Origin of the sequence: Mesorhizobium sp. WSM3859, assembly GCF_002295065.1 — a bacterium.
GTDB lineage: Bacteria > Pseudomonadota > Alphaproteobacteria > Rhizobiales > Rhizobiaceae > Mesorhizobium.
This window is the reverse complement of sequence record NZ_NSGG01000004.1, coordinates 443624-465351: the sequence shown is the minus strand read 5'-3', so window position 1 is coordinate 465351 and position 21728 is coordinate 443624. Positions and strand designations below refer to the sequence as shown.

Annotated in this window: 21 protein-coding genes and 1 pseudogene; 11 read left to right on the top strand and 11 right to left on the bottom strand. The window is 64.7% G+C overall.

Going from position 1 to position 21728, the window contains the following annotated elements:
• The first annotated feature begins 159 nt into the window (after positions 1-159).
• The gene (locus CK230_RS12210; protein ID WP_095817386.1) at positions 160-1824 is read left to right on the top strand and encodes a Na/Pi cotransporter family protein; all 1665 of its coding nucleotides are present in this window, start codon (positions 160-162) and stop codon (positions 1822-1824) included.
• 100 nt (positions 1825-1924) lie between these two features.
• Positions 1925-3109 carry an MFS transporter gene (locus tag CK230_RS12205; RefSeq protein ID WP_095817385.1) on the top strand — a complete coding sequence of 395 codons (1185 nt, stop codon included), beginning with the start codon at positions 1925-1927 and terminating at the stop codon, positions 3107-3109.
• Between the two features lie 29 nt (positions 3110-3138).
• On the opposite strand, the gene CK230_RS12200 is transcribed toward CK230_RS12205, so the two are convergent.
• Entirely contained in the window at positions 3139-4515 is a 1377-nt protein-coding gene (locus CK230_RS12200) for a PLP-dependent aminotransferase family protein (RefSeq protein ID WP_176480078.1), read from the bottom strand.
• 115 nt (positions 4516-4630) lie between these two features.
• Between CK230_RS12200 and CK230_RS12195 the strand changes: the two genes are divergently transcribed.
• Positions 4631-5017: a DUF983 domain-containing protein gene (locus tag CK230_RS12195; protein WP_095817383.1), complete on the top strand. Its 387-nt coding sequence runs from the start codon at positions 4631-4633 to the stop codon at positions 5015-5017.
• Positions 5018-5035: 18 nt separating this feature from the next.
• On the opposite strand, the gene CK230_RS12190 is transcribed toward CK230_RS12195, so the two are convergent.
• Positions 5036-5593, bottom strand: a complete 558-nt coding sequence (locus tag CK230_RS12190) for a GNAT family N-acetyltransferase (protein WP_095817382.1) — start codon at positions 5591-5593, stop codon at positions 5036-5038.
• Between the two features lie 50 nt (positions 5594-5643).
• Positions 5644-6355 (bottom strand): annotated as a pseudogene (locus CK230_RS12185) (DNA helicase).
• A gap of 284 nt (positions 6356-6639) precedes the next feature.
• Here CK230_RS12185 and CK230_RS12180 point away from each other — a divergent pair.
• The gene (locus tag CK230_RS12180) at positions 6640-7638 is read left to right on the top strand and encodes a hypothetical protein (RefSeq protein ID WP_095817381.1); all 999 of its coding nucleotides are present in this window, start codon (positions 6640-6642) and stop codon (positions 7636-7638) included.
• A gap of 73 nt (positions 7639-7711) precedes the next feature.
• On the opposite strand, the gene CK230_RS12175 is transcribed toward CK230_RS12180, so the two are convergent.
• On the bottom strand, positions 7712-8161 hold the full coding sequence (locus CK230_RS12175; RefSeq protein ID WP_095817380.1) for a GatB/YqeY domain-containing protein: 450 nt from the start codon (positions 8159-8161) through the stop codon (positions 7712-7714).
• Positions 8162-8425: 264 nt separating this feature from the next.
• Between CK230_RS12175 and carA the strand changes: the two genes are divergently transcribed.
• Positions 8426-9631, top strand: coding sequence for a glutamine-hydrolyzing carbamoyl-phosphate synthase small subunit (gene carA / locus CK230_RS12170; protein WP_095817379.1), 1206 nt, complete (start codon positions 8426-8428; stop codon positions 9629-9631).
• A 25-nt stretch (positions 9632-9656) separates the two neighbouring features.
• Here carA and CK230_RS12165 read toward each other — a convergent pair whose 3' ends face one another.
• The 4 genes from CK230_RS12165 to mntR all read right to left on the bottom strand — a co-directional run bounded on the left by CK230_RS12165 (position 9657) and on the right by mntR (position 12933).
• Positions 9657-10943, bottom strand: coding sequence for a TCR/Tet family MFS transporter (locus tag CK230_RS12165; protein ID WP_095817378.1), 1287 nt, complete (start codon positions 10941-10943; stop codon positions 9657-9659).
• 165 nt (positions 10944-11108) lie between these two features.
• The gene (locus CK230_RS12160; protein WP_095817377.1) at positions 11109-12023 is read right to left on the bottom strand and encodes a neutral zinc metallopeptidase; all 915 of its coding nucleotides are present in this window, start codon (positions 12021-12023) and stop codon (positions 11109-11111) included.
• A gap of 167 nt (positions 12024-12190) precedes the next feature.
• Positions 12191-12379: a hypothetical protein gene (locus CK230_RS12155; protein ID WP_095817376.1), complete on the bottom strand. Its 189-nt coding sequence runs from the start codon at positions 12377-12379 to the stop codon at positions 12191-12193.
• Positions 12380-12474: 95 nt separating this feature from the next.
• The gene (gene mntR / locus CK230_RS12150; protein WP_041002353.1) at positions 12475-12933 is read right to left on the bottom strand and encodes a manganese-binding transcriptional regulator MntR; all 459 of its coding nucleotides are present in this window, start codon (positions 12931-12933) and stop codon (positions 12475-12477) included.
• A gap of 294 nt (positions 12934-13227) precedes the next feature.
• Here mntR and CK230_RS12145 point away from each other — a divergent pair, with 294 nt between their 5' ends.
• The 4 genes from CK230_RS12145 to CK230_RS12130 all read left to right on the top strand — a co-directional run bounded on the left by CK230_RS12145 (position 13228) and on the right by CK230_RS12130 (position 16961).
• On the top strand, positions 13228-14586 hold the full coding sequence (locus tag CK230_RS12145; protein WP_095817375.1) for an Nramp family divalent metal transporter: 1359 nt from the start codon (positions 13228-13230) through the stop codon (positions 14584-14586).
• Between the two features lie 36 nt (positions 14587-14622).
• On the top strand, positions 14623-15471 hold the full coding sequence (locus tag CK230_RS12140; protein ID WP_095817374.1) for a methyltransferase domain-containing protein: 849 nt from the start codon (positions 14623-14625) through the stop codon (positions 15469-15471).
• 85 nt (positions 15472-15556) lie between these two features.
• Positions 15557-16207, top strand: coding sequence for a dihydrofolate reductase family protein (locus CK230_RS12135; protein ID WP_095817373.1), 651 nt, complete (start codon positions 15557-15559; stop codon positions 16205-16207).
• Positions 16208-16310: 103 nt separating this feature from the next.
• A complete protein-coding gene (locus tag CK230_RS12130; RefSeq protein WP_095817512.1) occupies positions 16311-16961 on the top strand; it encodes a glutathione S-transferase family protein in 651 nt (216 codons plus the stop codon).
• A 12-nt stretch (positions 16962-16973) separates the two neighbouring features.
• Here CK230_RS12130 and CK230_RS12125 read toward each other — a convergent pair whose 3' ends face one another.
• Entirely contained in the window at positions 16974-17840 is an 867-nt protein-coding gene (locus CK230_RS12125) for a LysR substrate-binding domain-containing protein (protein ID WP_095817372.1), read from the bottom strand.
• Between the two features lie 98 nt (positions 17841-17938).
• Between CK230_RS12125 and CK230_RS12120 the strand changes: the two genes are divergently transcribed.
• A complete protein-coding gene (locus CK230_RS12120; RefSeq protein WP_095817371.1) occupies positions 17939-18538 on the top strand; it encodes a LysE family translocator in 600 nt (199 codons plus the stop codon).
• A gap of 472 nt (positions 18539-19010) precedes the next feature.
• Here CK230_RS12120 and CK230_RS12115 read toward each other — a convergent pair whose 3' ends face one another.
• Positions 19011-19805: an SDR family oxidoreductase gene (locus tag CK230_RS12115; RefSeq protein ID WP_095817370.1), complete on the bottom strand. Its 795-nt coding sequence runs from the start codon at positions 19803-19805 to the stop codon at positions 19011-19013.
• A 189-nt stretch (positions 19806-19994) separates the two neighbouring features.
• Between CK230_RS12115 and CK230_RS12110 the strand changes: the two genes are divergently transcribed.
• Complete coding sequence (locus CK230_RS12110; RefSeq protein ID WP_095817511.1) at positions 19995-20459, top strand: MarR family winged helix-turn-helix transcriptional regulator; 465 nt, start codon at positions 19995-19997, stop codon at positions 20457-20459.
• Positions 20460-20543: 84 nt separating this feature from the next.
• Here the strand turns inward: CK230_RS12110 and CK230_RS12105 are convergent, their stop codons facing one another.
• A complete protein-coding gene (locus CK230_RS12105; RefSeq protein WP_095817369.1) occupies positions 20544-21722 on the bottom strand; it encodes an MFS transporter in 1179 nt (392 codons plus the stop codon).
• Positions 21723-21728 lie beyond the last annotated feature (6 nt).

The following is a 21728-nucleotide window of genomic DNA, read 5'->3' as shown; positions in this document are numbered from 1 at the left end:
TTCCTCCGTTCATTTCCGACATGGTCCGTCGAGCCGAGACGATCGTCGCATCACAAAATCTATTATCCGGCTAATCTTAATTGGTGTATTTCCAGACCTTGAGATGGCTAAGATTCGTACCTCTCTCCGCGCCGCCAGAGCCACCCCGCGAGGTGGGCTGTGACCGGCTCCGTCGTCCTCCTGCACCTTGCCGGCGCGGTGGCGCTGATGCTGTTCGCCACCCGTATGGTGAAGACCGGCGTCGAGCGCGCCTATGGCGACGTGCTGCGCCACCGGCTGCGCGCCACCATGCGCAACCCGATCATGGCGGTGCTGGCTGGCTGCGGCCTGGCGATCGCGCTGCAGAGCTCGACCGCGGTGACGCTGCTGGTCGGCTCCTTCGCCGGCGCCGGCATCGTTTCGGGCGCCGCCGGCCAATTGGCGGTGCGCGGCGCCGAGATCGGCTCGGCGCTGGTGGTCAAGCTGCTCACCTTCGATCTGACACTGCTGGTGCCGCTCTGCCTGATCGCGGGAACGGTCATGTTCATGGCCACCGAGCGGCGCGACTGGCGGCAGTTGGGCCGCATCCTGATCGGTATCGGCCTGCTGATCCTGTCGCTGGAGATGATCGGCCAGGCGTCCGAGCCGTTGCGCCAGAGCTCGCTGATGCCGCTGATCATCAGCTATTTCTCCGGCGATTTCGTCACCGCCTATCTGCTCGCAGCACTGGTCACCTGGCTCTTCCATTCCTCGATCGCCGCCGTGCTGCTTCTGGTGACGCTGGCGGGGCGCGGCTTTATCCCTCCGGAGCTCGGCATCGTGCTGGTGCTTGGCGTCAATCTCGGTTCCTCCGTTATCGCGCCCTTGCTCACCCGCAATGCCGATCCGGGCATCCGCGTCGTGCCGATCGGCAACCTCTTGATGCGCGGCATGGGGTCGCTGGTGATGCTGATCCTGTTCATGACGGTGAAGCCGCCGATCGGCTTCCTTGGCGCCACCGTGCCCGACCAGATCGTAAACGCGCACATCCTGTTCAATGTGGTTATCCTGCTCGCCGGCCTGCCGCTTGCCGGCCTTGTCTACCGCGTTTCCGAGAAGATCGTGGCCGTCGGCGCCAAGCCGGACCCGGCGGCGGCGCTCGACGTCATTGAACTCTCGGCGCTGAACGACAGCGCTCTCGACACGCCGAGCCAGGCTTTGGCCAACGCAACGCGCGAAGTGGTGCGGGTCTGCGAGACGGTCGAGATCATGCTGAAGCGCATCATCGAACTTTACGAGGATGCCGACAGCGACAAGATCAAGGCGCTGGCCACGCTCGACGACCGCGTCGACAACAAACACGCCGCAATCAAGCTCTATCTCGCCAAGATCACCAGGAACCCGCTGACCGAGGACGAGGCGCTGCGCTGCCAGGAACTGATCGGCGCCTGCGTCAAGCTGGAGCAGGTCGGCGACATCATCGTGCGCAACATGCTGGTGCATGTGAAGAAGAAGCTGGATCGCGGCCTGGAGTTCACGCCGGAAGGCTGGCGCGAGCTTTGCGCCTTCCATGCCTCGGTGCTCGCCAATGCGCGCCTTGCCTTCAACGTGCTGGTTTCGCGCGATCCGGAAACCGCGCGCCAGCTGGTGCTGGAGAAAGACCTGCTGCGCGAGCGCGAGAAGGAGACCAGCGCCAGCCATTTCGTTCGCCTGCGCGACGGCACGACCAAGAGCGTCGAGACCAGTTCCATTCACCTCGACACCATCCGCGACCTGAAACAGATCAACTCGCTGCTGGCGTCCATGGCCTATCCGGTGCTGGAGGAGCGCGGCCTGCTCGGCGGCTCGCGGCTGAAGGCCAGCTAGCCCTACGCTCAAGAAAAGCTAAAGTAGGGCCGACAATTTCTGCATTGCCGAGCCCGCCCGGGCGTGGTTTGAGGCGTGTATTCCTCGCATATGTTTTCGAATCATGCTGCCGCTCATTGCCCTTTTCCTTGCCGCCTTCGCCTTCGGCACCACCGAATTCGTCATCGCCGGCGTGCTGCCCGAGGTGGCGCAGGGTCTCGGCGTTTCGGTGCCGACCGCCGGCTATCTCGTCTCCGGCTATGCCTGCGGCATCGCCATCGGCGGCCCGCTGCTGGCTTTGGCCACCAGCAAGGTCTCACGCAAAACGCTGCTGATCGGACTGACCATCGCCTTCACCCTCGGCCAGGTTGCCTGCGCGCTGGCGCCCGATTTCACCGCGATGCTTCTGCTGCGCATCGCGACCGCCGTGGCGCATGGCTGCTATTTCGGTGTCGCCATGGTGGTTGCGGTCAGCCTGGTGCGCGAGGACCAGCGCGGCCGGGCGGTTGCTATCATTCTCTCGGGATTGACCGTTTCCAACGTCATCGGCGTGCCGGCCGGCACCGCGATCGGCAGCCTGTGGGGCTGGCGCGCGACCTTCTGGGTGATGGGCGCGCTCGGCCTCGTCGCGATCCTCGCCATGCTGGCGCTGCTGCCGCGAACGGCGGGCGCCGCCAACCGTCCGGCCGGCCTGGCGCGTGAGGTTCGTGTGCTCGGCCGCCAGCAGGTCTGGACCTCGCTGATCCTGATGCTGATGCTGATGATCGGCCAGTTCGCGCTGTTCACCTATATCACGCCGATGCTGCTCGAAGTGACCGGCCTCGACGAGAGCCTGATCCCATGGGTGCTGCTGCTCAACGGCGTCGGCGCCACGATCGGCGTCCTGGTCGGTGGCAAGCTCGCCGACTGGAAGCTGATGCCCTCGCTGATCGTCATGCTCGCCCTGCAGGCGGTGGCGCTCGGCGTCATCCATCTTGTCAGCCCCTACCCGGTGCCGATGATCGTCACCATCGTCATCTGGGGCGGTCTCAACTTCGCCATCGGCGCGCCGATCCAGACACGTATCCTGGCCTGGACGGCCGATGCCTCAAACCTCGCTTCCGCGCTGATCCCGTCCGGCTTCAATGTCGGCATCGCGCTCGCCGCGTCGCTGGGCGCGGCGATGCTCAATGCCGGCTACGGCTATCGCAGCCTGCCGCTCGCCGGCGCCCTGGCCATGCTGGTGGCGGTGGTGGTGGCTGTCGGCTCGCAAGCCTGGGAATGGCGCAGCCGCGCGACGCCGCCACTGCCGGCGGCGGCCGAGTAGCGGGCTGCGCCAACCATCGGTTTGCTGCCTCAGACCCTCGGTCGCGAGGAGCCTGGCGCTCCCGAAAGGATGGAAGTCAAGCTTTGAAGGCCTTCCTTCAACCGCTCGCGGTTGGGGGTAGCGCCCAGTGCCAGGCGAAAGCCGTTGGCAAAATCCTGCCCGACAGCGAATTCTTCGGCGGGGCTGATGGCCAGCCCTCTGCGGCGGGCAATGTCGGCGAGTTCCGCCGAGCGCAACTGGCTCTCCAGCGGATACCAGAGATGCAGGCTGGTAGCGGTTGCCGCGAAACCTCTGGGCAGGATGTTGCGGGCAATCTCTTGCCTGGCCTGCGCTTCGGCACGCACGCCGGCGGTGATCTCCCCGGCAAGGCCGCTTCGCAGCCACTCGCAGGCGAGGCCAGTCATCAGCGGCGGCGCCATCATGGTGGTGCCGCGTATCGCTGCCGCGACCCGCTCGGCGGCTTGCTGGTCCGGCGCCGCCAGGAAGGCCGTGCGCAGGAAAGGCGAGAGGCATTTCGCCAATGTCGCGACATGGAAGGTCCGCTCCGGCGCCAGGAGCAGGAAAGTCGGCGGCGGCGTGGCGAGCAACCTTCTATAGGGATCGTCCTCGATAATGATCAGCCCGAGCTTGCCGGCCATGCGGGCGAGCTCGCGCCGCCTGCCTTCGGGCATGACCGATGCTGTCGGATTTTGCAGCGTTGGATTGAGGTAGAGAATGCGGGCGCCATGCCGTCGCGCCGCCTCTTCGAGATCGTGCGGCAGCATGCCGTCACCGTCGTTTGCGACGGCGGCGAGCTTGCGCCGCGTGGTCCCGGCCAGTGCGATCAGCCCGGGATAGGTCAGCGCGTCGGCAAGGATCGTGTCGCCCTCGCGCGTCTCTGCCAGCACGACGGCTGTGAGCAGCGCCTGCGCGCCCGAGCCGACAACGACCATGTCGACCGGCAGCCTGTCTCCCGCTGCGGCGAGCCATGACGAGCCAGCAGCGCGCTCAGCAGGCGAGCCTGGGCCGGGATGATAGGAAAGCAGTGCTTCCGCGCTGGAGCGCTTGAGCAGCCCCTCGACACCCGTCCGGATCAGTCTCGGCAGGTTGAGGCCCGCGGGCGCCGGCGGGATGTTCATGCTGAGATCGAGGACAGGCTCTTCCGGTTCGCCCGGCGTGACGAAGGTGCCCCGACCCGCCGTCGCGTCGATCAGGTTCCTGCGCCTGGCTTCGGAAAACGCCCGCGTGACGGTCGTAAGGTCGACCCCGAGCAGCCGGGCGAGCTCCCGCTGCGGCGGCAACCTGTCGCCGGGCTGCAAGCGGCCGTTCGAGCGGGCATCCGCCAGGGCGTCGACGATCTTCAAATAGACCGGTCGCGGCCCTGTCTCGAGAACCGGAAGCCACCTGACATCACTTTCGCCGTTCACTTGTCGCTCATCCATACATTTTGTCGCATTGTCTGCATACAATAATGATATATGTATGTATCCAAGATCTCAAGGTCCGGCTTGACCACACGCGAGATCCATTGGAGCGACGATCATGAAAGACCTTGCCCATTATCCACCCCTGGTGCCCTGGCAGGTGGGAATCCGGGGCCGCTGCCCGCGTTGCGGTGAGGGCCACCTGTTCGAGGGATTCTTGAAACTGGCGCCGAAATGCGATGTCTGCGGCCTCGACTATTCCTTTGCCGATCCCGCCGATGGCCCGGCCTTTTTCGTCATCTGCTTTGCCTGTGTGCCTTCGGTGCTGTTCGCCGTCTGGGCGCAGGTGATGTTCGAGCCCTCCATGTGGTTCCACGCCTTCGTTTCGATCCCGATCGTTCTCGCGACCTGCATTCCGCCGCTCAGGCCGCTCAAAGGCTGGCTCGTGGCGAGCCAGTTCTACCACAAGGCGGAAGAAGGAAGGCTGGCCAGGCCCGGCGAGTGACCGCCCAACCGCTTCGATCTAAAGATCGATCCGATATTTGAGGCTTTCCGCGCCACCATAGGCGGCGACCTTGGCGAAGCGCCCGACAAGGATGCCGCCATTGGCGAGGATCACCTTCTGGGATGCAAGATTGTCGAGGTCCGTGGTGATCTCGACATGGTCCAGGCCCACTGCCCTCGCCTCGTCAAGCATCAGCCGCAACGCTTCTGTGGCGTAACCGCGCCCCTCCTTCCACGGCACCACCGCATAGCCTATATGGCCAAGCACGTGCGGCGGCAGCGCCGATCTGCCTCTTTGCCAGCGCAGCCCTATGGAGCCGGCAGCCTCGCCATCCCAAATCCAGCGCCGGAAGCCGGGCAGGCGCGGCACGGTCGTGCCGTCGGGCAAGGTGATGGGCGGCCCCTTGGCCTCGGGGTCATCGAGGCTGGTGAGAAATTCGACGGGCTCTTTCTCGATCGCCTCGAGCTGCTCGCGCGTCGCTTCCAAGAGCCGCACATTGTCGGGCGACCAGCCGCGCTCCAGCGCCGCCTTGTAGGACGGCAGGTGTTCGAGCGCCGGTTTGACGATTTCGATCATGGCCCGTTTCCTGTCGAGATGGGCACGGATAGCCGCCAGACGGATCGCCCTCAAGCCGCCTGAAACTGGATTTCACCCTTGTTCAGGAAACAGGCCTTGTCGAACAGCGACAGATCGAGCGGGTTCGGCAGCCGGATATCGCCGATATCCGGGAACGGCTTCCGGGCGGAATCGTATGATCTGTCGATCTGCGAGATGAACACCAACACCAGTTCACGTTCGCGGGCGAACGACCTCAAGGCATGGATTTGGACCATGAGCTCGGGATTCTCCCCGCCTCTGGTCGAGCAGTTGCAGATAGTCGATGACCGCCAACGTGCCGCGCGGCGCCGACCGCAACCTCTCGATGATGTAGCCTGAACTGATGACGTCGGAATTGTCGAAGGTGAACAGGTGATTGAAATCGGCGGGTTCGATCCCGATGTCGCGGAACCGGTCCAGTATATCGGCATGCACATATTCCAGGGTGAAGAACACGGCGCGATTGCCCTGCTTCATGGTCGCCACCGCGACTTCGAGGCTCATCAGCGTCTTGCCCTGCCCCGGCCGCGCCGCCACGAGCACCATGTCGCCTGGCATAAGCCGCGCCAGTAGCTTGTCGCCGGGCGCCGCCTCGGCGGCTTTGGCCGCAAGCAGGCTCCAGCTGCCGAAGCCTTCCTTGGCGGCAACGCGGTCGAGTGCCTCATGAAGGGGAATTTTTTCCCGGCGGGACAGGAGCCTCGCCTGGCGTTTCAGATGATAGACTGGTGCGGAAACCCGCATCGAAAAACCTCCTGCCGCGAGCAGTCTCGACAACCCCTCCTTATGCCTGGCGCTCGAACAGTTGGTTGGGTGATGGACTGCCCTGCATGAACGATGCTTTCCGATGGAGGGAGGAGGCGTGGGCGCGCCGGGAATCAGATGATAGCTCAATCGAAGCGGACGGAAAATCCGACCTCCAAAAGGCGTCGCTAAACTAGAAGTGTTTCGCCGATGCGTGCGAGACCTTCTATGATCGGCCCGGGTGATTCACGGGTACGAGACATTTCGACAGGAGGGGCAAAACGGTGCGGTTGAGATCTGTTCCGCCGGGTGTGGCCATCTTTTGCCTTGTCGCGATCCTGGCCGCGCTGACGGCATCGGTCAGCTCATTTGCCGCCTTGCGGCCATCCAACATCCCAGACTGGCTGCAGCGCCATGTCGGCGACGGCGAGGGCCAGATCTCTCAGGTCGTGCTGGAGCGGGCGCGCGCGCTCTACCAGAAGAAAGTCAGCGACGGTTCGGTCAGCAACCCCTGCTATTTCGCCATGGATGCCACGCGACCCGGTGACTTGGGCAGCAGCGTGCTCGGCCAGCGCTACTACATCATCTGCGAAGCCAAGCAGCTCTTCCGCGCGGTTTCCTCGGGCCATGGCGGCGGCCGCAATCTGAAAGGCGTCGCCGATTTCTCTAACGGCAGGCGCTGCGCGAAAAACTTCGGCAACGCGATGGATTCCGAGCTGACGGCCGGTGGCGCCTATATGACCGCCGAAACCAAGACGTCCTTCAAGGGCTATTATCGCGTCGGCGCGCAGAACGCGGTGTTCATGCGCACCTTCATCCAGTTCGACGGCGAAGGCGAGACGGCGAACGCCAGGCAGCGTGTCATCGGCGGGCATCCGGCGGCCATCCTGAAGGGCTTGTGCATGCGCAAGAACCCGCAAAGCTCTTACGCCGACCACGACGGCTTTGTGCCCTACGGCAAGCTGGTGAATTACGCCGGCGGCCGCAGCAATGGCTGCACCAGCTGGTCGCCGGCCGATGCCGAGCAGATCATTCCTCTCGTGAAGAACAGCCCGACGACGCTCTACATCTACCCTGAATCGCGCGACATCGCCGCCGTTGCGCGCGCCAAGGCCGCCGGCCAGGCACTCTCAGCCGCTGGCACCTATTGGAACGCCTCCTGCCTGAAGGAGATCGGCACCCCCAAATTCTGGCCGAAGAAGATGCTGGAGCCGATCATCGCGCAGTACAAGAAGGATCATCCGGCGCCGCCGCCGCAGCCGGTGCCGATCTGCAAGGACTGAAGCAATTCCAGGAAAAGTGTCTAACGGTTTTCCGTCCGGAATTGCGAAAAAACAGAGAGATAGAGGCTGCCTTCTACTGCAGCAGCCCCTTGATGATGGCGCTCGCCTTGGCGAAGTCCATCTGCCCGGCATATTTCTGCTTCAGCGCGCCGATCACCTTGCCCATGTCCTTCTGGCTGGCGGCGCCGGTCGCCGCGATCGCCTCGCGCGCCGCAGCCTGGATCGCCGCGTCGTCGAGCTGCGTCGGCAGGAACGCGCGGATGATCTCCATCTCGCCGCGCTCCTGCGCCGCAAGTTCCGGCCGCTTGCCGTCTTCGAAGGCTTTGGCCGATTCCTCGCGCTGCTTCACCATCTTGGCGAGGATCTGCAGGATCTCCTCCTCGCTCGCCGGCGGCTTGCCGGCGCCGCGATTGGCGATGTCGCGGTCGTGGATGGCGGCCTGGATCAGCCGCAGCGTCGGCAGGCGGTGCTTGTCCTGCGCCTTCATCGCGCTCTTCATGGATTCGGCGATTTTCTCGCGCATCGTGCTTCTCCTTCGAGTGCGGCGGACAATAGCTTTGCCGGCCGCGTGACGCAAATCCCGGCAAGCCGCTGATATTGCTGGACGAATGGAAAACAGGACTGGCTGGCGGCGTCCGCATTGACCGTTCGGGTGCCTTCGCCTATGTACTCGGTCCTGCATGAGACAATGAAACCGACGCGTGGGAGCTGAAATATCCAGCTCGCGCGCCTTGTCGCGCAAACGGTCCCGCCGACTGCTTTTGACGCGCCTGACAGGAGTGCCGCCATGGCCACGACCACCGCCCCCTGGGCCACCGAAAAGCCGACCGCCCTTCTGGTGCTCGCCGACGGCACGGTGATCGAGGGCCGCGGTCTCGGCGCCACCGGGTCGGCCGTCGCGGAAGTGTGCTTCAATACGGCGCTGACCGGTTATGAGGAAATCCTCACCGATCCCTCCTACGCCGGCCAGATCGTCACCTTCACCTTCCCGCATATCGGCAATGTCGGCACCAATGACGAGGACATCGAGGACTTGCATCCGGCGGCCCGCGCCGGCGCTGTCGGCGCCATCTTCAAGGCCAATGTCACCGATCCGTCCAATTATCGCGCCGCCGGCCATCTCGACCAGTGGCTGAAGCGGCGCGGCATTGTCGCGCTGTCCGGCATCGACACCCGCGCGCTCACCGTGCTGATCCGCGAGAAGGGCATGCCCAATGCCGTCATCGCGCATGCGCCCGACGGCGTCTTCGACATCGAGGATCTGAAGCGGCAGGCAGCGGCATGGTCGGGCCTGATCGGCCTCGATCTCGCCAAGGAAGTGACGTCCGGCCAGTCCTCGGTGTGGCGCGAGACGACCTGGGTCTGGAACGAGGGCTATGGCGAGCGGGGCGTGCCGTCGATGCATGTCGTGGCCATCGACTATGGCGTCAAGCGCAACATCCTGCGCCTGCTGGCGGGCCTCGGCGCCAAGGTAACCGTCGTCCCCGCAAAGACCGACGCCGACGAGATCCTGGCCATGCAGCCCGATGGCATTTTCCTGTCGAACGGCCCCGGCGATCCGGAAGCGACCGGCGAATATGCCGTGCCGGTTATCCAGAACCTCTTGAAGACCGACATTCCGGTGTTCGGCATCTGCCTCGGCCATCAGATGCTGGCGCTGGCGCTCGGCGGCAAGACCGAAAAGATGCATCAGGGTCATCACGGCGCCAACCATCCGGTCAAGGACCACACCACCGGCAAGGTCGAGATCGTCTCGATGAACCACGGTTTCGCCGTCGACGCCGACTCGCTGCCTGAAGGCGTCGAGGAAACCCATGTCTCGCTCTTCGACGGCTCGAACTGCGGCATCGCGCTGACCGGACGTCCGGTGTTTTCGGTCCAGCATCATCCCGAGGCCTCGCCCGGCCCGCAGGATTCGCACTACCTCTTCCGCCGCTTCGTCAACCTGATCCGCGAACGGCGCGGCGAGGAAGCGCTGGCGGAACGGGCCTAGCTCAAGCCGCAGCCAGCTTAAGGCTTCAAGCAGCGTCCGTTGCTGCTTCCTGCGTATGCGCCGCTTCCTGTGCGTGCATGCGCTCGACTTCCTTCGGCGTCGGCTTGGCCACCTTCGTCACGAAGACGATTACCGCCAGCGTCAGGAAAATCGCGCCGAGCACATATGGCGCGCCGCCGAACACGACCGGCGCGCTCGGTCCGGTGAACCAGGAAAAGATGCCGGTATAGAGCAGTGGCGTGACGATCGACGTGATCGAGAAAATCGAGGTCATCGCGCCCTGCAATTCGCCCTGCGCCGAAGGCGGCACCTTGGCGGCGGCGAGGCTCCTGAGCGGCGGGTCCGCCAAGGATTCCAGGCAGCCGGCTACGATCACCGCATAGATCATCCAGCCTTGCGTCGAGAACGCATAGCCGAAGGCGCTGAGCGCGGTGAAGGTCAGCCCGATCGCCGCCGTCTTCCACTCGCCAAGCTTCGGGATGAGGCGCGGCAGCACCGTCGCCATGACGATCGCGCCGCATAGGCCGAAGGCGCCGAGCGAGAAGCCGATCTGCGTTTGGCTCCAGCCATAACGGTAGCTGGAGACGAACGACCACACCGCCGGATACATCATGTGGCCGAGCGTCATCAGGAAGAAGACCAGCCCGATCCAGCCGATGCCTGGATAATTGCGCATCTGGATCAGCGTGCCGACGGGATTGGCGCGCTTCCACTCGAAGCGGCGGCGGTGTTTTTCGTCCAGCGTCTCCGGGAGGAAGACCAACGCGATCAGGAAATTGACGAAAGCGAGCCCGGCAGCGAAATAGAACGGCACGCGCGGCCCGAACGTGCCGAGCACCCCGCCCAGCACCGGGCCGATGACGAAGCCGACGCCGAAGGCTATGCCGAGCAGGCCGAAATTCTTCGCCCGGGTCTCGTCGTTCGAGATGTCGGCCACGAAAGCGGATGTCGTCGAATAGCTGGCGCCGGAAATGCCCGCGAGCACCCGGCCGATGAACAGAATCGGATAGGACCAGGCGATGGCGCAGATCAGGTTGTCGATCGAGAAAGTCAGCACCGAGGCCAGCAGGACCGGCCGGCGCCCGAAGCGGTCGCTCAACCCGCCGATGACCGGCGCGAAGAAGAACTGCATCGCCGCATAGACGAAGAACAGCCAGCCGCCCTCGATGGCGGCCTCGCTGACGCTGACGCCGCTCAGTTCCTCAAGATAGGCCGGCAGCACCGGCATGATGATGCCGAAGCCGATGATGTCGAGCAAAAGCGTCGTGAAAACGAGCGCAAGGCCCCGCTTGGCGGTTTTCGGGTCTATCATGATGACAAGCTCCTCATCCGCCTTGGGGCACGGGCGGGACGGACCTTATAGGCGAGGTTGGCTGCGGGAACAATCCGCGAACGAACACGAATGCCTTATGCTGACATCACTTGCCAGCTGCCACTGATTGCAAATCGTCACCCGAAAAGAAGCGGAAACGCCGCCTCAGATCGGACCGCTCATCGTGTTGCAGTCGGACAGCTTGCCGCTCTTGAAGCCCCGCGCCAGCCAGGTCTGCCGCTGCTGCGAAGTGCCGTGATTGAAGCTTTCCGGCACGACATAGCCCTGCATCTTCTTCTGCAGCGTGTCGTCGCCGATCTGCTTGGCCGCATTCAGCGCGCTTTCGATGTCGCCCTGCTCCAGTATGCCCTTCTGCCGCGTGTAATGCGCCCAGACCCCGGCGAAGCAATCGGCCTGAAGCTCGATGCGCACCGACAGCTGGTTGGCGTCGGCCTCGCTCATGCCTTGCCGCATCTGGTTGAACTTGCCCATGATGCCGGTGAGGTTCTGCACATGGTGGCCGATCTCATGCGCCACCACATAGGCCCGTGCGAACTCGCCTGAAGCGCCGAACTGCTGGTCGAGCTGCTGGAAGAAGGTCATGTCGAGATAGACCTTGTGATCGCCAGGGCAGTAGAACGGCCCGGCCGCCGCCGAGGCGAAGCCGCATGCCGAACGAACCTGGCCGCTGAACAGCACCAGCTTGGGATCCTCGTAGGTCAACCCTTGGGATTTGAAAATGCCGGTCCAGGTGTCCTCGGTATCGGCAAGCACGGTCGCGACGAACTGCTTCATCTCGTCATTGGCGGGCGCGTTGCCCTCGTCCTGTGTCTCGGTGATCTGGCCGCCGCCACCGGGCAGCAGGCCGCCGTCGCCGCCGCCCAGGATCTGCGACGGGTCGAAGCCGAAATACCATCCCGCGAGCACGACCAGGATAACCAGCAGGATACTGCCGCCGCCACCGGTGCGGCCGCCGATAGGGACGCGGAACTGACCGCCGCCGCCCAATCCGCCGCCACCGCCACTGTCGCTGCGGTCATCCTCGATGTTGTCGCTCTGACGACGGCCTCTCCAAAGCATGGCAACTCCTCGCAATGCGAATGTCCTGGAGGGGCTGGCCCCCCTTCAGACAATTATCGCAACGGCCAGCCTAAGTCACAGAGTTTTTCGCGCTCGAAAAAAGCGCGGGCCGGAGGAAACTCCGATCGGCTGGTTAATTTCCACTCCCGATAAACGGGCTGAAAACCTCAGCTTTTCTGCTTCGCGCCGGCGCTTTTGCCGTCCGAACTTTTCGAACGTTCCTCGAAACGCGCGGCGCCCTTCTTCAGCGGATGGCCGGTCTCGGCCTCGGTCTTGCGCTCGTCCCTGGCGGCAGCCTTCCGCAATCCCCCGGCCGCCTGCTTTCCCTTGGCGGTCGGTGCCTGTTCGATGCCCATTGCTTCCTCCCTAAGCGCGACAATCGCGCGATGTGGGAAGTAATGCGGCGAAGATCAGTCGGTTCCGCTTCAACGCGCTCGGATGGATCGAACGCCTACGCTTGGCGATGCGTCATTGCCCGGCGGAAGGCGTCCAGCGTTTCGGCGCTGACATGGTGCTCGATCCCCTCGGCATCGATGCGCGCCGTCTCGGCGCTGACGCCCAGCGAACGCAGGAAGGCCTCCACCGTTTGGTGGCGGATGCGGCTTTCCTCGGCGACCTTGCGGCCGGCCTCGGTCAGGAACACGCCGCGATAGGGCTTTCGCGAGACCAATCCGTCCGCGCACAGCCTGGTCAGCATCTTCGCCACCGTCGGCTGCGCGACACCGAGCCTTGCCGCGATATCGACCTGCCGCGCCTCGTTGCCGTCCTCGATCAGATCGGCGATCAGCTCGACATAGTCCTCGACCAGCGCGCTGCGGCGCGCCTGGCGCTGCTGCCGGAATCCTTCCGAATGGATTTCGGCGTCGGGAAGCGGCTCCTCGCGTCGAACCGGTTTGTTCCTCAGCGCCAATACGCGCTCCTCCTGGCGTGTCCTAGAGCATGATGCCGAAAAGTGTGAAGCGGTTTCCGGACGACGTCGCGCTCTATCTCCTCGACTGAATCGGGATCGCATCCATAGCACGAAACCCCTGATGATCCGGCCGTTTATTCGCATTCCCGCGCGGGCGCAACCGGCGTTTCCGCCGCCCGCCCTGGACCTTGCTCCCGCGGATCACGAAAGCATGATCAATGAAATATAGCCTATTGCATAATGTTGAGCCATGGCATAGGTAAAAGGCGTTTCGATAATTCCAGCGGAAATCCCATGTCCGATGCCGATGCAGCAACCGTAGCCCGACCCGCATGGCGATTCGACAGGCCGGACGACGAGCAGCCCAGCCTGCGCGAGGTGAATGCCTCGATCGCGGTGCCCCGGACCGGCGTCTGGTTCCGCCGCCTGTTCGCCTTCATGGGACCGGGCTACATGGTTTCGGTCGGCTATATGGACCCGGGCAACTGGGCGACCGACCTCGCCGGAGGCGCCCAGTTCGGCTACACGCTGCTTTTCGTCATCATGCTGTCGAACCTGATGGCGATCCTGCTGCAGGCGCTGGCCGCGCGCCTCGGCATCGCCACCGGCCGCGATCTCGCCCAGGCCTGCCGCGCCTACTATCCGCGCCCCGTCAATCTGATGCTCTGGATCGCCTGCGAGCTGGCGATCATCGCCTGCGACCTCGCCGAGGTGATCGGCACGGCGATTGCGCTGCAGCTTCTGTTCGGCATACCGCTGATCGGCGGCGCCATGCTCACCGCGCTCGACGCCTTCCTGGTGCTATTGCTGATGAACAAGGGCTTCCGTTACCTGGAAGCTTTCGTCGTCGCGCTGCTGATCATCATCTTCGGCTGCTTTGCCATCCAGATCTTCGTCGCCGCACCGCCGGCCGGCACCATCCTGCATTCTATGTTCGTGCCGTCGTCCGAGATCGTCACCAATCCGACGATGCTCTACATCGCCATCGGCATCATCGGCGCGACGGTCATGCCGCATAATCTCTATCTGCATTCCTCGATCGTGCAGACCCGCGCCTATGAGCGCACGGAAACCGGCAAGCGGGACGCCATCAAATGGGCGACGACTGATTCGACCATCGCGCTGATCCTGGCGCTGTTCGTCAACGCCTCCATCCTGATCGTCTCGGCGGTCGCCTTCCATGAAACCGGGCATCACGGCGTTGCCGAGATCGGCCAGGCCTTCGAGCTGCTGTCGCCGCTGCTGGGCTTGAGCATCGCCTCGATCCTGTTCGCGGTCGCGCTGCTGGCCTCCGGCCTCAACTCGACGGTCACTGCGACGCTCGCCGGCCAGATCGTCATGGAAGGTTTTCTGCGCCTGCGCATCCCGCAATGGGCGCGGCGCCTGTTGACGCGCGGCATCGCCATCGTCCCCGTCGTGATCGTCACCGCGCTCTATGGCGAGAAGGGCACGGCCCAATTGCTGGTCTTCAGCCAGGTGGTGCTGTCGATGCAACTGCCCTTCGCGGTCATCCCGCTGGTGCAGTTTGTGTCCGACAAGAAGAAGATGGGCAGCTTCGCCATACCGCGCGGCGTTACGGCGCTGGCATGGGTAGTGGCCGCGATCATCCTCGTTCTCAACTTCAAGCTGCTCTACGACACCTTCGCCGGCTGACCGCGACATTCCGGCCGGACGCGCTATCTTGGCGCTATGGTCGAACCCGACGAAGCCCGCAGATTCTACGCCAGGCTGATGGCAGCGCAGGCGCGGTCGGCCGATCCGCGCATCGAGGAGGTCTTTGCCTCAGTGCCGCGCGAGGCCTTTCTCGGCCCGGGACCGTGGACGGTGTTTGCCGGCGAAGGCCGGTTCGAGACGCCGAGCGCCAATCCGAGCTACATCTATCAGAACGTGCTCGTCGTGCTCGATGCCGACAAGGGCATCAACAATGGCGAGCCGCTCCTGCACGCCATGTGGCTCGGCAAGGTCGAGCCGAAACCGGGCGAGACCGTCACCCATATCGGCGCCGGGACCGGCTATTACACGGCGCTGCTGGCGAGGCTGGTCGAGCCGGGCGGCAGCATCACCGCCGTCGAGATCGAGCCCGACCTTGCCGCGCGCGCCAAAGCAAACCTTGCAGCTTACGACAACGTCGAAATCGTCCAGGCCGACGCCGTCGCCAATCCATTGCCGCCCTCCGACATCATCTATGTCAATGCCGGCGTCGTCGCCCCGCCCGCCGCATGGCTGAAGGCGTTGAAGCCCGGCGGTCGCATGATCTTCCCGTGGCGCCCGTCCGAAACCGTCGGCCTCGCGGTGCTCATAACCCGCCTGGGAAACGGCTTCGCGTGCCGGCCCTTCATGGGCTCCTGGTTCATCCCTTGCGTCGGCGCCTCCACTGTCGAGCCGGGCGCGAAAATACCGAACCGCGAGCGCGCCGCGCGCACCCGCTCGATCTGGCTTAGGGAAGACAAGGCTCCGGACCGCACGGCGACCGCCGTCTTCGAGCAGGTCTGGTTCTCGTCGCGCCGCATCACGGGCCCTAAACCCGGAAAAATTTGATGGCGCATGTCGTGAAGCCGCTCGGTCGTTCGTCGTTACGTTGAACCCGCTGTGACGGCGGAGGAACAGCAAAGGAGAAGAGCATATGCGCAAGATCATCGCCGCCACCTTCGTCAGCCTCGACGGCGTCATGCAGGCGCCGGGCGGCCCGGAAGAGGATCCGGTCGGCGGCTTCAAGTTCGGCGGCTGGACGTTCCATTACTTCGACGAGGTGGCGGGCACGGCAATGGAGGAACTGTTCTCCAAACCCTTCGACCTGCTGCTCGGCCGCAGAACCTACGACATCTTCGCCGCGTACTGGCCGTATCAGAAAGATTCGATCGCGGATGTGTTCAACCCTGCGACCAAATATGTGGCGACGCATCGGCCGGATTCGCTGACCTGGCAAAACACCCAGTCGCTCGGGCCCGACATCGTCGCCAGGCTTAAGGAACTCAAGCAGGAAGACGGGCCTGACCTGCTCATCCAGGGCTCAGGCGATCTGATCCACACCTTGCTCGCCAACGGGCTGATCGACGAGATCCGGCTGATGATCTTTCCGCTGCTGCTGGGCAAGGGCAAGCGGCTGTTCGGCGACAACGCTGTCCCGGCGGCGTTCAAGCTCGTCAAGTCGCAGGCCACCACCACCGGCGTTATCATGGCGACCTATGAGCGCGCGGGCGAAATCCGTACAGGCTCGTTTGCCCAGCAGGAGCCTTCCGAAGCCGAACTCGAACGGCGCAGGACCTGGAAGTAGCAATTGATGGCGGGTGGGGGTGGCCTTGCTGGCGCGCCTCACCCGCTACCAATGCCTTTCCCGGAACCACGAGACATTCGACGCCATCACAAGGACCCTGCCGATGATACCCACCATTACCGCCTTCGAACGATCGCCCGATGGCGGCAGGGGGCTGGCGCGCGACATGCAAGTGCGCTGGGCTCTCGAAGAAGTCGGACAACCTTACGACGTTCGTCTCGTCTCGTTCGCTGCGATGAAGCAGCCTGCGCATCTCGCGCTCAACCCTTTCGGCAGCATCCCGACCTACGAAGAAGGCGATCTCGCTCTGTTCGAGTCAGGCGCGATCGTCCTCCACATCGCGGTGCGTCATGCGGGCCTGTTGCCCGACGATGCGAACGCCCGGGCGCGCGCGGTCGCCTGGATGTTCGCCGCGTACAGCACGGTGGAGCCGCCGATCCTCGAGCGCGCAACCGCCGTGATCCTGGAGCGCGACGCGCCGTGGCACGATGAGCGCTTGCCCTTGGTCGACGACCGGATCCGCAAGCGGCTGGGCGAACTCTCCCGTCATCTCGGCGATTCCGACTGGCTCGATGGCGACTTCAGCGCCGGCGACCTTGTCATGGTGGGCGTGCTGCGCCGGCTGCAGCGATCGGAACTGCTGAACGAATTCCCGAACCTTGCCGCCTATGTCGCCCGCGGCGAGGCGCGGCCGGCCTTCAAGCGCGCTTTCGAAGCGCAATTGGCGGTCGCCATGGCGGCAGCGAATGGCTGACCGACGGTCGCGTCACGCCGCCTGGCGATAGCGCGAAAGACCCTCGCGGATATGGCTGGCAAAAGCCTGCGCGGGCGGCTGGGTGGCATGCTTTGGCAGATGCAGGTTGACCGAGAAATTCGGCAGCGCCGGAAGGCCGGCATCGGACAGGATGTCGAGATCGGCCGGCACAGTCGAGGCAAGCCAGGTGGTCACCGCGAGATCCGACCGTACCGTCGCGGTCGTGGCATCGATGTTGCCGTTTTCGAACACGGTGCGCCAGTCGAGCCCATGCTCGGCGAGTGCCGCCAGCACCGCCGGCCGGAAGGCGCAGGTGTCGGCGACGATGGAGACCGGCAACGGCCGCTTCAGGCGGGCCGCGCCGCCTTTGGCTCCGACCCAGACCAGCCGGTCGACGAGCAGGCATTCGCCGGCGCTGGGACCGGCACGCTCCTCGATGACGGCAAGGTCGATGGTGCCCGCAGCCAGGGCCGCCGCGAGTCCAGGCGAAGAGGCGCAGACCAGCGAAATCTCCACCTGCGGATAGGCTTCGGCATAGGCTTTCAGCACGGGCGCGAGCAGCGTGCCGACGAGATCGTAAGGCACGCCGATCCGCACCTGTCCGGCGACCACCCTGCCCTTGATCTCGGTGAGGATCTCGTCATTGAGTTGCAGCAGGCGCCTGGCCTTGTCGAGCAGCCGCTCGCCGGAGCGCGTCAGCTTCAGGCCGCGGCGGTCGCGCTCGAACAGGCTTTGCCCCAGCACCTCCTCAAGCCGCTTGACCTGCTGGCTGACGGCGCCTTGTGTCAGGTGAAGCGCATTGGCCGCCGCCGTCATGCTGGCTTTGTCGGCCGTCGTGACGAAGGTGCGGATGAGAGTCGTGTCGAGATCGCGGATCATTGTTGCATTATAATTGCTAATGCAAGCCATATCAAACATTGCATTTACTGATGCCGCCAAGCGCCTAAGCATGCCGGCTTCTCGAATAGGAAGACCGCATGTCCGAAACCATCATCCCGCTGGTCCTGTTCGCGCTGATCTCGACCGCGACGCCCGGCATTGCCACGACATTGTCGACCGCCTCCGGCGCGCAATTCGGCTTCCGCCGCTCGGTGCCGCTGATGGCCGGCAGCGCGGCGGGGCTGGCGACCGTGGCGGCCGCGGGTGCGGCCGGTCTTGCTGGACTTTTAGCCGCCATTCCATCCCTGCAGCTCGCCATGAAGATCGCCGGCTCGCTCTATCTGATCTGGCTGGCGATCAAGATCGGCCGCAGCGGTCCCCCCAATCTCGACATCAGCATGGCTAGGCCGAACAGCTTTTTCGGCGGCGCCGGCATCCAGTGGATGAACCCGAAGGGCTGGGCGATGGGACTGGGCGCTGCGGCATCCTTTGCGGCGCTCGCTGACGGTCCCTTGCAGCTTGCGCTGCTGCTGGGCGCGGTGTTCGGCCTGGCGGCTGCCTTCTCGCTGTCGCTGTGGTGCGTGGCGGGGACCCTGCTTGCTCGGCTCCTCAAGACGGAGCGCCAGTGGCGCGCGCTCAACATCGTGCTCGGCCTGCTGCTGGCCGCGTCGATCCTGCAGATGTGGCGGCCGGTGTAGCGCCGTTCCTCGCCCCCACGAAGGTGGGCTACGGCATGCGCACATTGCCAAGCGGCTGGTCTTTGGCGATAGCGCGCTCGGCAGCGCATGCATTGTCTAATGTAGCGCTGGTCGACCCCCACTCCGTCTCGGCTTCGCCGACCCACCTCTCCCCCGATCGACGGGGTAGAGGAAGGCGCCAAGCTTTTTGGCGTCAGCGCTCGTCCGGAAACGCTCCCTTCCTTTCCCTCCGGAGGGGGGAAAGGTGGCGCTGCGAAGCAGCGACGGATTGGGGGAACCACGTACCAATCAAGCCTCGGCCTGACCAGTCACGCCAGTCACAGAAGATGTGCGAAGCCGAGACGGAGAGGGGGCGCCACGGCAAGCAATATCCGGCCACGGACTCGCCCTACGAAGGCCCCTACGAAGGCCCCCTCTCCGGCCGCTTCGCGGCCACCTCTCCCCCGCTTTGCGGGGGCGAGGAACCTGACACTCAGACGGCGTAGCGCGCCGCCGGCTTGCCGGAGAACAGGCTGCCGAAGAACTGGTCCCTGGCGCCGAGATAGGTCGTCAGCCCGGCCGCGTCGGCAAGGCCGGGCGCGGTGACGGTCTCGCCCTGGGCGAACCCGGCAAGCGCCGCGTCGACCAGATCCTCGGCGCTCATGATCCAGTCCGGATTGATCCTGTCGAGGCTGATTCCGGAGACGTCCCACAACTCGGTGCGGATCGGCCCAGGCACGACGGACTGGACCTTCACATTGGTGCCGGCAACTTCCTTCTGCAGCGCTTCGGTGAAGTTGGCGACATAGGCCTTGGTGCCACTGTAGATGCCGCCGACGGCAATGCCATAGGCAACGACCGAGGCGATGTTGATGATCCCGCCGCGATTGCGCTTGATGAGGCCCGGCAGGACCGCGCGGGTCAGCCTGGTCAGCGCAATGACATTGACCTTGATCATGCGCTCCGCCGTGTCGGCGTCGGCGTCGGCAATCGTTTCCAGGCCGGCCACGCCGGCATTGTTGATCAGCAAGGCCACGCTGTCGTCCGTCGCGACCGCCTGCTCGACGCGGCGCAGATCGGCATCGACGGAGAGATCGGCGACGATCGTCTTAACCTTGCGGCCATAGGCATAGGCGAGCCTGTCCGCCACCTCCTGCAACCGGTCGGCGCGCCGCGCCACCAGCACCAGATCGTAGCCCTGCCCCGCCAGCCGGTCCGCATAGACCGCGCCGATGCCCGACGATGCGCCCGTGATGACCGCCGTGCCCTTATTGTCCTTCGTGCTCATTGTCCTGTTCCTTTGTTCGCTTCGCTTGGTTCGACGCCGATGATCGCATCGTCCGCCGCGCTTCTGATTTCAATTAGTGGCATATGCCACTTTTGCCGAAGTAGGTATATGCCACTATCTTGTCAACGGCTGCGGCGAAAACTATTTCTGCGGCAGGCTGGCGTGTCTTTGCGCCGGCAAGGAGTGATCATGACCAAAGCTCGGAAGCCAGGATTCAGCGACTGCAACAACGCCACGCTGCGCCGCGCGGCCCGCAGCCTCGGCCGCTTCTATGATGACGCGCTGGCGCCTTCGGGGCTGAAGAGCACGCAGTTCGGCTTGATCTTTCAGATCCATGTCAGCGATGAGCCGGCGATGGGCACCATCGCCGAAGCGCTGATCATGGATCTCTCGGCCCTCGGCCACACGCTGAAGCCGCTGATCCGCGACGGTTATGTCGAGACCTTTCCCGACAAGGATGACCGCCGCGTCAAGCGCGTGCGGCTGACGCCGCAGGGTGACGTCAAGCTCGACGAGGCGCTCAAGCTTTGGAGCGTCGCCCAGCGGCAGTTCGAGGAGAAGGTCGGCGCGGAGCAGGCGGCCAAGCTGCGCGCGGCGCTGGATGTGGTGGCCGATCTCGACCTGGAAATGCCGGCGGCCGCCTCCTCGAACTGAAGAAGCGGCGGCCGATCAATTCTTCAGCTGTGAAGACGTGCTGAGATTCAGATCAGGCCGGGCTCACCTGAATATCGGCACGTCTTACTCGGCGGGCATTGCCACCGGCCGGGCAAACATTCTTCCCGCCAAGACGATACCGAGCCCGATGATCGGGAACACCGCGGCGGTCAGGCCGAGATCAGCCGGCCCGCCGAAGCGCAGCACGGCGGCGCCGACCACCGCGCCCAGCGCGACGCCGAAGTAAAGCGCCGAAGCATTGAGCGACAGCACGATCGGCGCGGCGTCGGGCGCGATCTTGAGGATGCGGCTCGCCTGCGCCGGCGGGAAGGCCCAGCCGACGATGCCCCACGGCACCATCATGGCCATCAGCGCGGGCCCGCCGATCGAATGCGGCAGGAAGGTCGGGATAAGCGAGAAGGTGATGAGCATCGCGGCCGACAGCGTCAGCGACCAGGCGACGGTGCGGGTCGCGCCGAAGCGGTCGGCTGCCTGGCCGCCGGCGATGTTGCCGATGACGGCGCCGACGCCGAAGGCGAGCAGCATTCCCGGCAGCGCGATCGGCGAGAGCCCGCCGCCTTGGATGGCCAAAGGCGCGATGAAGGCGAATACGGTGAAAGCGCCGATCAACGCAAGCGCCGTCGTCAGCAGGATCGGCATCACGCCGGGGCGCACAGCCGCCGCCAGCCTGCGCTTCAGCGGCAGCCTGGTGCCAATGAGGCCGCGCGGCAGGCGCCACCAGAGGATCGCGCCGGATAGCGCGCCGAGCGCGGCGATGGCGAAGAACGTGCCGCGCCATCCGGCGATCGCGGCGACCAACGCGCCGAGCGGCGCACCGACCGCCACCGCCACCGTGGTGCCGCCGACGACGACAGCGATGGCGCGGGCCCGGTGGTGGTCGTCGACCAGCGCCACGGCCGTGCCTTGCGCGGTCGCCGCGAACAGGCCGGATGACAGCGCCATGACGATGCGCGCGATCAAAAGCAATTCGAAGGACGAGCTCAGCGCGGCGACGATGTTGCCGATGACGAAGAACACCAGCGTCCATAGGATGACGCGCCGCCGGTCCCACTCGCCGGTCAGCGTCGCCAGCACCGGCGCGCCGATCGCATAGGCGAGCGCGAAGGCGGTGATCAGCGAGCCGGCGAGCGGCACCGAAATGCCGGCGTCGGATGCTATGTCGGGAAGAAGGCTTGAAATGACGAAGCCTTCGGTGGAGATCGCAAACGATCCGAGCGCCAGCCAGAAGATCCGCTTGTCCATGGGAAT

What these genes read in the sequence shown, in the direction of transcription:
- CK230_RS12195 (WP_095817383.1), top strand. Translation starts at nt 4,631, where the DNA reads ATGAAAGACCTTGCCCATTATCCACCCCTGGTGCCCTGGCAGGTGGGA.
- CK230_RS12190 (WP_095817382.1), bottom strand. Translation starts at nt 5,593, where the DNA reads ATGATCGAAATCGTCAAACCGGCGCTCGAACACCTGCCGTCCTACAAG.
- CK230_RS12175 (WP_095817380.1), bottom strand. Translation starts at nt 8,161, where the DNA reads ATGCGCGAGAAAATCGCCGAATCCATGAAGAGCGCGATGAAGGCGCAG.
- carA (WP_095817379.1), top strand. Translation starts at nt 8,426, where the DNA reads ATGGCCACGACCACCGCCCCCTGGGCCACCGAAAAGCCGACCGCCCTT.
- CK230_RS12165 (WP_095817378.1), bottom strand. Translation starts at nt 10,943, where the DNA reads ATGATAGACCCGAAAACCGCCAAGCGGGGCCTTGCGCTCGTTTTCACG.
- CK230_RS12160 (WP_095817377.1), bottom strand. Translation starts at nt 12,023, where the DNA reads ATGCTTTGGAGAGGCCGTCGTCAGAGCGACAACATCGAGGATGACCGC.
- CK230_RS12155 (WP_095817376.1), bottom strand. Translation starts at nt 12,379, where the DNA reads ATGGGCATCGAACAGGCACCGACCGCCAAGGGAAAGCAGGCGGCCGGG.
- CK230_RS12145 (WP_095817375.1), top strand. Translation starts at nt 13,228, where the DNA reads ATGTCCGATGCCGATGCAGCAACCGTAGCCCGACCCGCATGGCGATTC.
- CK230_RS12140 (WP_095817374.1), top strand. Translation starts at nt 14,623, where the DNA reads ATGGTCGAACCCGACGAAGCCCGCAGATTCTACGCCAGGCTGATGGCA.
- CK230_RS12135 (WP_095817373.1), top strand. Translation starts at nt 15,557, where the DNA reads ATGCGCAAGATCATCGCCGCCACCTTCGTCAGCCTCGACGGCGTCATG.
- CK230_RS12130 (WP_095817512.1), top strand. Translation starts at nt 16,311, where the DNA reads ATGATACCCACCATTACCGCCTTCGAACGATCGCCCGATGGCGGCAGG.
- CK230_RS12125 (WP_095817372.1), bottom strand. Translation starts at nt 17,840, where the DNA reads ATGATCCGCGATCTCGACACGACTCTCATCCGCACCTTCGTCACGACG.
- CK230_RS12120 (WP_095817371.1), top strand. Translation starts at nt 17,939, where the DNA reads ATGTCCGAAACCATCATCCCGCTGGTCCTGTTCGCGCTGATCTCGACC.
- CK230_RS12115 (WP_095817370.1), bottom strand. Translation starts at nt 19,805, where the DNA reads ATGAGCACGAAGGACAATAAGGGCACGGCGGTCATCACGGGCGCATCG.
- CK230_RS12110 (WP_095817511.1), top strand. Translation starts at nt 19,995, where the DNA reads ATGACCAAAGCTCGGAAGCCAGGATTCAGCGACTGCAACAACGCCACG.
- CK230_RS12105 (WP_095817369.1), bottom strand. Translation starts at nt 21,722, where the DNA reads ATGGACAAGCGGATCTTCTGGCTGGCGCTCGGATCGTTTGCGATCTCC.